This window comes from Microbacterium sp. 13-71-7, assembly GCF_002257455.1.
Lineage (GTDB): Bacteria > Actinomycetota > Actinomycetes > Actinomycetales > Microbacteriaceae > Microbacterium.
This window is the reverse complement of the sequence record NZ_NCKN01000008.1, coordinates 24,475-35,051: the sequence shown is the minus strand read 5'-3', so window position 1 is coordinate 35,051 and position 10,577 is coordinate 24,475. Positions and strand designations below refer to the sequence as shown.

Below are 10,577 nucleotides of genomic sequence, written 5' to 3'. Positions count from 1 at the left end.
TTTCCCCGGCGGAGGGCGTTCCGCTCGCCGTGCGCGAGACGCTCATCCGGGCTCTGGGCTCGGGCCCGCTCCGCCCGTGGGCCGCCGGGCTGGTGACGATGCGCGGCTTCTGACCGCCACGACGGGACGACCGAGGGCCGGCCGCGCAGGAAGCGCGACCGGCCCTCGGCCCGTTCTGATCCGATCAGAGGTTGATCATGTGGCCCGCGAGCCCGTGGAACGCCTCCTGCAGCGCCTCCGACAGGGTCGGGTGCGTGTGCACGTTGCGTGCGGCCTCGAGAGCGGTCAGGTCCCACTTCTGCGCGAGGGTCAGCTCGGGCAGCAGCTCGGACACGTCGGGGCCGATCAGGTGGCCGCCGATGAGCTCGAGGTGCTCGGCGTCGGCGATGAGCTTGACGAAGCCCACCGGCTCGCCCAGGCCGTTGGCCTTCCCGTTCGCGCTGAACGGGAACTTCGCGACCTTGATCTCGCGACCCTCGGCCCTGGCCTGCTCCTCGGTGAGGCCGAAGCTGGCGACCTGCGGCTGGCAGAACGTCGCGCGCGGCATCATCCGGTAGTCGCCCAGCGTCATGGTCTCCGCCTTGCCGATGGTCTCGGCGGCGACGACGGCCTGCGCCTCTGCGACGTGCGCGAGCTGCAGCTTGGCGGTGACGTCGCCGATCGCGTAGATGCCCTCGACGTTGGTGCGCATGTGGTCGTCGATGTCGATCGCGCCGCGGTCGGTGAGCGCGACGCCGGTGTTCTCCAGGCCGAAGCCGTTCACGTTCGGGGCGAAGCCGACGGACATGAGGACCTTGCCGGCCGTGATCTCGCCGGGCTGGCCGTCGCGCGTCTCGTACGTGACGTGCACGGAGGAGCCGTTGTCGGTGACGGTCTTGACCGCGGTCGAGGTGAGGATCTCGACGCCGAGCTTCTTGTACTGCTTCTGGATCTCCTTGGAGACCTCGACGTCCTCGTTGGGCAGCGCCCGGTCGAGGAACTCGATGATGGTGACCTTGACGCCGTAGTTCGTCAGCACGTAGCCGAACTCCATGCCGATCGCGCCGGCGCCGACGATGACGATCGACTCGGGGAGGTCGCGGCTGAGGATCTGCTCCTCGAAGGTGACCACGTTGTCGCTCAGCTGCACGCCCGGCAGCAGGCGGACGGTGGAGCCGGTGGCGATGATGGCGTTGTCGAAGGTGACCTCTTCGGTCGTGCCGTCGGACTTCGCCACGGAGATGGCCTTCGGCGACGTGAAGGTGCCGCGGCCGTCGTACTCGAGGACCTTGTTCTTCTTCATCAGGAAGTGGATGCCCTTGACGTGGGTGTCCGCCACCTTGCGGCTGCGGTCGAACGCCGCGCCGAAGTCGAAGTGCACGTCGCCCGAGATGCCGAAGAACTCGGCCTTGTGGTTGAAGGTGTGCGCGATCTCCGCGTTCTTCAGGAGCGACTTGGAGGGGATGCAGCCCACGTTGAGGCACACACCGCCCCAGTACTTCTCCTCGATGATGGCGGTGGAAAGGCCGAGCTGGGCGCTGCGGACGGCGGCGACGTAGCCGCCGGGGCCAGCGCCGAGGATGACGACGTCGTAGTGTGGCATGCTCCCAGCCTATCGCCCGTGCGGACGACCCCGGGCGGGCGATGCGGGGTGGATCCGGCTCCCGGGCGCCGCCTGCTTCCGATAGGCTGGAACGCCAGAGGAGGGGGAGAACAGTGACTGAGAACGACGTTCCCGAAGGCGCCGTCCGCCGCGGCGGCGAGCCCATGCACGACACCACGCAGACGTTCGGCCACGACTCCGACCTGTCGTTCGTCCCGTTCGGCGCGGAGCTGACGGAGGTCGAGCAGGCGGCGATCGCCGCGCTGCCCTCCGGTTCGGCGCTGCTGCTGGTCCGCTCCGGCGCTCTCGCCGGCGCGCGGTACCTGCTCGACACGGCGGTGACCACGGTCGGCCGCCACCCCGAGGCGGACATCTTCTTCGATGACGTGACGGTCTCCCGTCGCCACGCCGAAGTCATCCGCACCGGCACGGCTTTCGAGGTCGTCGACCAGCGTTCGCTGAACGGCACCTACGTCAACGGCGAGCGGGTCGACCGCAGCGAGCTGCGCAACGGCTACGAGGTGCGCGTCGGAAAGTTCCGGCTGAACTTCTTTGCATCGCCCGTGGATCTCGCGCAGGCGAACGCCTGATGGCGGCATCGGCCGCCGAGCGTTCCGCCCCATCCGGGCTGCTGAGCATCGGCCAGGTGCTCGCGCGCCTCACGCCGGAGTTCCCCGACGTGCGAGCCTCCAAGCTCCGCTTCCTGGAGGAGAAGGGCATCGTGAACCCGGTGCGCACCGCCTCCGGGTACCGCAAGTTCTCCGCCGCCGATCTGGAGCGGATCCGCATCGCCCTCACGCTGCAGCGCGACCAGTACCTGCCGCTCAAGGTCATCCGCGAGCACCTCGACGCGCTCGACGAATCCGGCGGAGCGCCGGAGCTGCCCGCGTCGATCGTGCAGGGGCCGCGCCGGTACCGTCGCGACGAGCTCGTCCACGCGGCCGGTGCGACGCACGCGCTGCTCGGCGATGCGGTGTCGAGCGGCATGCTGCCGGCGGCCGAGACCTACCCCGAGTCCGCGGTGTCGCTGCTGCGCGCCCTGGCGGCGCTGGACGGCCACGGGATCGGACCGCGCCACCTGCGGCCGCTGCGGCAGAGCGCCGAGCGCGACATCGCGCTGGTGCAGTCGGCGCTGTCCGCGCTGCTGCGCCGCACCGACACCCCGTCGCGCGCGCGGGCCAGCGAGATGGCGCCCGAACTCGCCGCCCGCCTCGACGAGGTGCGCTCGCTCCTGGTCAAGGACGGCATCGGCCGACTGCTGTCGTAACGAACTGATTGCGACACACCCCCGACTCGGGGCGGATGTCGTTGTCGGGGATGCCGCGCTGTTCTAGCGTGGAGTCATCGACTTTCAGGTAGTGGTTGAAGGATGCTGTTCCTTCAGGATGAGGAGGATGCGATGAGCGCCGAGGAACGGGGCGATGCACCGTCGTTCGGAGACGATCTCCTCTTCACCGACGGGCTTCCCGCGATGGACGACGAGGTCGGCTACCGCGGAGCGGTGGCGGCCCGCGCGGCCGGCATCACCTACCGCCAGCTGGACTACTGGGCGCGGACCGAACTGGTCGTCCCGACCGTCCGCGGGGCGAGCGGATCCGGATCCCAGCGCCTCTACGGCTTCCGCGACATCCTCGTGCTCAAGCTCGTCAAGGAGCTGCTGAACACGGGCATCTCGCTGCAGCAGATCCGCACCGCCGTCGATCAGCTCCGGGCCGCGGGCATCCGCGACCTCGCCGGCACCACGCTCATGAGCGACGGCGCCTCGGTCTACCTGTGCACCTCGAACGACGAGGTGATCGATCTGCTCAGCCGCGGCCAGGGCGTCTTCGGCATCGCCGTGGGCAAGGTGTTCCACGAGGTCGAGGCCACGCTCGTCGAGTTCGACGCCCTCGCGCCGGAGCCGATGGACGACCTCGCCGCACGCCGCTCCCGCCGCACAGCCTGACCGCGCGGCGCGACAACGGAAAGAGCCGGCCCCTCGGGGACCGGCTCTCGTCGTCTCAGCGCTCCTGCGAGCCGCGGAGTCCGCTCAGACGCGGGTGTCGTCGGGCAGCGCGATGCGCCCGGTGCGGATCACCCGGTCCAGCAGCGTGTCGAAGTCGGCGGCGAGCTCCTGCGCGGAGTCGCCGGGCCAGATGTGCAGCGGCTTGGCCGCGCCCTGGGCCTGCTGCAGGGAGGTGCGCTCCGGCAGCTGCGGCGAGAGCACGAGCGGCCCGAACATGTCGCGCAGCTCCTTGATGCGGAACTGGTGCTCGATGGACTGCGGACGCACGCGGTTGACCACGATGCCGAGCGGCTGCAGACGGGGGGAGAGGCCGCGGCGGATCTCCTCGATCGCGCGCAGGGCGCGGTCGGCGGCGGCCACGGAGAACAGTCCTGGTTCGGTCACGACCATGACGCGGTCGCTCGCGGCCCAGGCGGTGCGGGTGAGCGCGTTCAGCGACGGGGCGCAGTCGATCAGCACGAGGTCGTAGTCGGCCTCGACGGCGGCCAGTGCCTCCTCGAGCTTCCACACGTCGCGCACGCTCGGGTGCGGGCCGTCGAAGTTGATCGCGGACGGGCTGCCGATGAGCACGTCGATCGTTCCGGGGTGCACCTTCGCCCAGCCCGAGGACGTGATCGCCTGTCGGACCACCTTCTCCTTCGGGTTCGCCAGGACATCGGCGACGTTGAGGCGCCCGGCGACCTGGATGTCCATGCCGGTGGAGACGTCGGACTGCGGGTCGAGGTCGACCACGAGGGTCCGGACGCCGCGGGCGAACGCCGCCGAGGCGAGGCCGAGGGTCACGGTGGTCTTGCCGACACCGCCCTTGAGGGAACTGACGCTGAGTACGTGCACGGAGACCACGTTACCTTCCTCTAGGCTGAGGAAACACTCAGCCCCCCGATGCGCGTCGCTGCGCAACCAGTGTTCGAGGTGCCATGTTCCAGAAGATCCTTGTGGCCAATCGTGGAGAGATCGCGATCCGGGCCTTCAGAGCCGCGTTCGAGGTAGGGGCGAAGACCGTCGCGGTCTTCCCCTGGGAGGATCGCGGATCCATCCACCGCCAGAAGGCCGACGAGTCGTATCAGATCGGCGAGGTCGGGCATCCGGTGCGGGCCTATCTCGACGTGGAGGAGATCATCCGCGTGGCACGGGAGTGCGGCGCGGACGCGATCTACCCCGGCTACGGCTTCCTCTCCGAGAACCCGGAGCTGGCGGCGCGCGCGGCCGAGAACGGCATCGCCTTCATCGGGCCGCCGGCGCACGTGCTGGAGATGGCAGGCAACAAGGTCACGGCGAAGCAGCACGCGGTCGCCGCGGGCGTGCCGGTGCTGCGCTCCACCGACGCCTCGGACGACGTGGACGAGCTGGTCGCACAGGCCGAGGGGATCGGGTTCCCGATCTTCGTCAAGGCCGTCGCCGGCGGCGGCGGACGCGGCATGCGCCGGGTGGAGACGATCGGCGAGCTGGCGCCCGCGCTGGCCGAGGCCATGCGCGAGGCGGGGAGCGCGTTCGGCGACGCACGCGTCTTCCTCGAGCAGGCCGTGCAGCGGCCGAGGCACATCGAGGTGCAGGTGCTCGCGGACGGCACGGGTCACACCGTGCACCTGTTCGAGCGCGACTGCTCGGTGCAGCGCCGTCACCAGAAGGTGATCGAGATCGCCCCGGCGCCGAACCTCGACGACACGATCAGGAAGGCCCTGCACGGCTACGCCGTCGCCTTCGCGAAGTCCATCGGCTACGAGAACGCCGGCACGGTCGAGTTCCTCCTGGAGACGGCCGGCGAGCGCGCCGGCGAGGTCGTCTTCATCGAGATGAACCCGCGCATCCAGGTCGAGCACACCGTGACCGAGGAGGTCACCGACGTCGACCTCGTGCAGTCGCAGATCCGGATCGCGGCGGGCGAGACGCTCGCCGACCTCGGCCTGGAGCAGGACAGCATCCAGCTCCGCGGCGCCGCGCTGCAGTGCCGCATCACGACCGAGGATCCGGCGCAGGGCTTCCGTCCCGACACCGGGCGCATCACGACCTACCGCTCGCCCGGCGGCGCCGGCATCCGCCTCGACGGCGGCACCACCGCGGCCGGCTCGCAGATCAGCCCGCACTTCGACTCGATGCTCGCGAAGCTCACGTGCCGCGGACGCGACTTCCCCGCGGCTGTGGCGCGCGCCAAGCGCGCTCTCGCCGAATTCAGGATCCGCGGCGTCGCCACGAACATCCCGTTCCTGCGCGCCGTCCTGGACGACCCTGCCTTCGTCTCCGGCGACGTGTCGACCCTGTTCATCGAGGAGCGGCCGGAGCTGCTCACCAGCAACCCCTCGAGGGACCGGGCCACGCGGCTGCTGAACTGGCTCGGCGACGTCACGGTGAACAAGCCGTACGGCGAGAAGCCGCTGTCGCCCTCGCCGGGCAGCAAGCTCCCGAAGATCGACCTGAGCGCCGAGCCGCCCGCCGGAGCCCGCGAGCGGCTGCTCCGCCTCGGGCCCGCAGGCTTCGCCCGCGCGCTGCGCGAGCAGACCGCGCTGGCCGTGACCGAGACCACGTACCGCGACGCGCATCAGTCGCTGCTGGCCACGCGCGTGCGCACCAGGGACCTGGTGCGCGTGGGCCCGCACGCGGCGCGCATGACGCCGCAGCTGCTCTCGATCGAGGCGTGGGGCGGCGCGACCTACGACGTCGCGCTGCGCTTCCTCGCCGAGGACCCGTGGGAGCGGCTGGAGGCGCTGCGCGCCGTGCTGCCCAACATCCCGCTGCAGATGCTGCTGCGGGGGCGGAACACGGTCGGCTACACGCCGCGACCGGTCGAGGTGACGAACGCGTTCGTGCGTGAGGCGGCGTCGACCGGGGTGGACATCTTCCGCATCTTCGACGCGCTCAACGACGTGTCCCAGATGCGTCCCGCGATCGACGCGGTGCTGGAGACCGGCACCGCGGTCGCCGAGGTGGCGCTCTGCTACACGGGCGACCTGCTCGACCCCGCGGAGCAGCTCTACACGCTGGACTACTACCTGCGGCTCGCGGAGCAGATCGTGGACAGCGGCGCGCACATCCTCGCGATCAAGGACATGGCCGGGCTCCTGCGCCCCGCGGCCGCCGCGCGCCTCGTGTCGGCCCTGCGCGAGCGGTTCGACCTGCCGGTGCAGGTGCACACGCACGACACCGCGGGCGGGCAGCTCGCGACGCTGCTGGCCGCCAGCGCGGCGGGCGCCGACGCCGTGGACGCCGCCGCCGCGCCGATGTCCGGCACGACGAGTCAGCCCTCCCTGTCCGCCCTCGTGGCGGCTCTCGCGCACACCGAGCGCGACACCGGGCTGGATCTGCAGGCGATCGGCGACCTCGAGCCGTACTGGGAGGGCGTACGTCAGCTCTACCGTCCCTTCGAGTCGGGGCTGCCCGCGCCCACCGGGCGCGTGTACCACCACGAGATCCCGGGCGGTCAGCTGTCGAACCTGCGGCAGCAGGCGATCGCGCTGGGCCTCGCGGACGAGTTCGAGCGCATCGAGGACATGTACGCGGCGGCGGACCGGATCCTCGGCAGGATCCCCAAGGTGACGCCGTCCTCGAAGGTCGTCGGCGATCTGGCGCTCGCGCTCGTGGCCGCGGGCGCGGATCCTGCGGACTTCGAGCAGAACCCGCAGAACTACGACATCCCCGATTCGGTGGTCGGCTTCATGGCCGGCGAGCTGGGCGACCTGCCCGGCGGATGGCCGGAGCCGTTCCGCACGAAGGTGCTGGCGGGGCGCCAGGTGTCGATCGACGTGCAGCCGATCTCCGCGGACGAACAGCGCGCGCTGGACGGCGAGAGCCTGGAACGCCGGCAGACGCTGAACCGCCTGCTGTTCCCCGGTCCCGCCGCCGAGTTCGAGCGCAACCGCGCCGCGTTCGGCGATCTGTCCGCCCTCGGCACGCCGGACTACCTCTACGGCCTCGTGCCGGGCGAGGAGCACGTCGCGGAGATCGATCCTGGCGTGCAGCTCTACGTCGGGCTCGAGGCGATCGGCGAGGCGGACGAGAAGGGCATCCGCACCGTCATGACCACGCTGAACGGCCAGCTCCGTCCCGTGTTCGTGCGGGACCGCTCCCTCAAGGTCGACGTGCGCGAGGTGGAGAAGGCCGACACGTCGAAGCCGGGGCAGGTGGCGGCGCCGTTCTCCGGCGTGGTGACCATGAAGGCCGGGGCCGGCGACGCCGTGCGCGCCGGCGAGCCGATCGCTTCGATCGAGGCGATGAAGATGGAGGCGGCGATCACCGCACCCGTCGACGGCGTCGTGGAGCGCGTGGCGATCGGCGCCACGCAGCAGGTCGACGCCGGCGATCTCCTGGTCGTGATCCGCCCGTCCCACACGGACTGAGCACAGCGGAGAGGGGCGGAGGGAGGCCTGCGCAGGGCCCCCTCCGCCCCGGCACGCCGCGTCGGGACGCGGCGATGTGCACTAACCTTGTGCGTTGTGATGCGCGCCGACAGGGCGTATCACGGGGGAGAAGCATCATGAGCACAGAACGCAGGAATACACAGAGCGAGGATCCCGAGGAAGCCCTCGGAATCCTCGACAGCACCGGTGCCATCGGCACCGTCGGCATCGGGCTGCTCGGCGACGCCACCGCACAGGTGCCGGTCGCTCTGCCCGTCGCGGACGACGACGATCTCGTCGACGACGACGTCACCGACGGGGAGGCCTTCGCCGACCTCGTCCTCGACGCCGACCCCGCCGCTCTCGTCCGCGAGGACGACGGCATCGGACGCATCCATCTGGGGGAGGGATTCTCGGACATCGTGATCGAGATCCCGGCGGCGGCCGCCGAGGACGTCGTGGTGGCCGAGCTCGTCGACGACGGCGCCGGCGACCCGGCGCAGGAGAGCGCGGCGGCTTCCGATGAGCCGCTCGCGTCCGATGACGCACCCGTCGATGAGGACGCGCCCGATGACGAGGCGCCCGAGGCTGCCGATGACGAGGTGCCTGACGACGAGGTGCCCGAGGCTCCGGCTGACGAGGCGCCCGCGGACGAGGATCCGGTGGACGAGGAGCCGGCCGACGAGGTCGTTCCGGCCCCGTCCGACGACACGTCCGAGGACGCCCAGGACCCGGTGGAGGATCCGATCGTCGACGCCGCGCCAGAAGACCTCGACGAGGCGCAGGACTCTGCTCCGTCCGAGGACGGCGAGGACGCGGACGATCCCGCGGAGGCCGCAGGAGAGCCGCTCGCTGCCGCCGCGGCCGATGAGCCCTCTCCCGGGTTCGACGATGCGGCGCCCTCCCTCGCGCCCGTCGACGCCGTCGCCTCGTCCCGCCCCATGTCGGCCGTGCGAGAGCCCGAGCGTTCCGCGCCGCCCGTCCCATCCGTCGCCGCGTCGATCGTGCTCCGCGCCGTCGACGTGGCGGAGCCCGCGCGGGTGCGAGGGCTCCAGACGACCACCGCGACCTCCGCCGCGGCCGAGGAGGAGAGCATGACCGCCGATCACTCCCGCACGCCCGAGCCCGACCTCGCGTCGCGCCGGCTGGACCAGCTCGGCGACCGGGAGCGGGAGAGCGCCGACCTGCTCACCGCGGACCGGCTGCTGGACGCGAGCCGGCTCGTCGGCCCCGAGCCCGAGGGGCTCTGGAGTCATCTGCTCTACACCGTCTCCGGGCGGCGCATCAACCTCGGCGACGGCAAGCGCGCGCAGGAGCGCAAGGCGCTGAGCGCGCGCATCGCCGCACCGCTCCCGGGAACGGCCCGCTTCGTCCCCGTGCTGAGCCGCAAGGGCGGCGTCGGCAAGACGACGGTGACGGCGCTGCTCGGGATGGCGCTCGCCGACTCGCGCGAGGACAGGGTCATCGCGGTCGACGCGAACCCCGACCGCGGAACCCTCGCGGACCGCATCGCGCGCACCAACAGCAAGACGGTGCGCGATCTGGTGCGGATCCACGACCAGGTCACCGGGTATCACGACATCTCCGCCGTCGTCTCGCGCGATGCTACCCGTCTCGACGTACTGGCCTCGGATGCGGATCCGAGGGTCTCCGAGGCGTTCAGCGACGAGGACTACGACCAGGTCGCCTCGGTCGCCGCGCACTACTACTCGCTCGTGCTCACCGATACGGGCACCGGCATCGTGCACTCGGTGATGGGTGCGACCCTGGACCGAGCGGACACGATCGTGATCGTCGCGGGCCTCAGCGTCGACGAGGCGCGGCTCGCGTCCGAGACGCTCACGTGGCTGGAGACCAACGGGTACGCCGACAAGGTGCGCGAAGCGGTCGTGGTGCTCAACCAGTCGACTCCCGGCTCGCCCATGGTGCGCCTGGGTGAGCTGGAGGCGCACTTCCGCACGCGCGTCGCGCATGTTCTGCGGATCCCGTACGACGCCCGGATCGCGGCGGGCAGCGCCATCACGTTCGCCGCCCTGCAGCCGGAGACCCGTCAGGCCGCGCGCGAGCTGGCTGCGATCGTGGTCGAGGGACTGAGGGAGCAGGCGGCCTGATGGCGGTCCGTGAGATCCGGCTCTTCGGAGACCCCGTGCTGCGCACCGCGTGCGCCGAGATCGACACGATCGACGACGGCGTCCGCGCGCTCGTCGCCGACCTCGTCGACACGGTCGAGCTCCCCGGCCGCGCCGGGGTCGCCGCGCCGCAGATCGGCGTGGCGCTGCGCGCCTTCAGCTACAACATCGACGGCGACATCGGCTACGTGCTGAACCCGGTGCTGGTCGAGGTGCGCGGCGAGCCCGTGCCGACCGGCGAGGGCTGCCTTTCCGTGCCCGGCCTCTGGCACGACGCGCTGCGCTACCCGTGGGCCCGCGTGGAGGGCATCGACCTCGACGGCGAGACCGTGGTGCTGGAGGGGGAGGGGCTGCTCGCCCAGGCCCTGCAGCACGAGACGGACCATCTCGACGGCAAGGTCTACCTCTCCCGGCTCGCCCCCGAGACCCGCAAGGTCGCCATGCGCGAGGTGCGCGAGAGCTCCTGGTTCTGACCGTCTCGAGGACATGAGGAAGGGCCCCGGGGAATCCCCGGGGCCCTTCCTCATGCC

General features: G+C 71.1%; 8 protein-coding genes. 6 read left to right on the top strand and 2 right to left on the bottom strand.

The window, feature by feature from the left end:
• Positions 1–184 precede the first annotated feature (184 nt).
• On the bottom strand, positions 185–1,582 hold the full coding sequence (gene lpdA, locus B7X32_RS01655; RefSeq protein ID WP_292715076.1) for a dihydrolipoyl dehydrogenase: 1,398 nt from the start codon (positions 1,580–1,582) through the stop codon (positions 185–187).
• Between the two features lie 164 nt (positions 1,583–1,746).
• Between lpdA and B7X32_RS01650 the strand changes: the two genes are divergently transcribed.
• The 3 genes from B7X32_RS01650 to B7X32_RS01640 all read left to right on the top strand — a co-directional run bounded on the left by B7X32_RS01650 (position 1,747) and on the right by B7X32_RS01640 (position 3,527).
• Complete coding sequence (locus B7X32_RS01650; RefSeq protein WP_292715080.1) at positions 1,747–2,172, top strand: FHA domain-containing protein; 426 nt, start codon at positions 1,747–1,749, stop codon at positions 2,170–2,172.
• Positions 2,172–2,849, top strand: a complete 678-nt coding sequence (locus B7X32_RS01645) for a MerR family transcriptional regulator (RefSeq protein WP_292715073.1) — start codon at positions 2,172–2,174, stop codon at positions 2,847–2,849. The genes B7X32_RS01650 and B7X32_RS01645 overlap by 1 nt, the downstream gene beginning before the upstream one ends.
• 132 nt (positions 2,850–2,981) lie before the next feature.
• On the top strand, positions 2,982–3,527 hold the full coding sequence (locus tag B7X32_RS01640) for a MerR family transcriptional regulator (RefSeq protein WP_045272640.1): 546 nt from the start codon (positions 2,982–2,984) through the stop codon (positions 3,525–3,527).
• An 84-nt stretch (positions 3,528–3,611) separates the two neighbouring features.
• Here the strand turns inward: B7X32_RS01640 and B7X32_RS01635 are convergent, their stop codons facing one another.
• Positions 3,612–4,421 carry a ParA family protein gene (locus tag B7X32_RS01635; protein WP_045272641.1) on the bottom strand — a complete coding sequence of 270 codons (810 nt, stop codon included), beginning with the start codon at positions 4,419–4,421 and terminating at the stop codon, positions 3,612–3,614.
• An 83-nt stretch (positions 4,422–4,504) separates the two neighbouring features.
• Here B7X32_RS01635 and B7X32_RS01630 point away from each other — a divergent pair, with 83 nt between their 5' ends.
• The 3 genes from B7X32_RS01630 to B7X32_RS01620 all read left to right on the top strand — a co-directional run bounded on the left by B7X32_RS01630 (position 4,505) and on the right by B7X32_RS01620 (position 10,520).
• Positions 4,505–7,918 (top strand): pyruvate carboxylase, encoded by a 3,414-nt coding sequence (locus B7X32_RS01630; protein ID WP_292715065.1) that lies wholly within the window; start codon positions 4,505–4,507, stop codon positions 7,916–7,918.
• Positions 7,919–8,055: 137 nt separating this feature from the next.
• A complete protein-coding gene (locus B7X32_RS01625) occupies positions 8,056–10,029 on the top strand; it encodes an AAA family ATPase (protein ID WP_292715062.1) in 1,974 nt (657 codons plus the stop codon).
• On the top strand, positions 10,029–10,520 hold the full coding sequence (locus B7X32_RS01620) for a peptide deformylase (protein WP_292715059.1): 492 nt from the start codon (positions 10,029–10,031) through the stop codon (positions 10,518–10,520). The genes B7X32_RS01625 and B7X32_RS01620 overlap by 1 nt, the downstream gene beginning before the upstream one ends.
• Positions 10,521–10,577 lie beyond the last annotated feature (57 nt).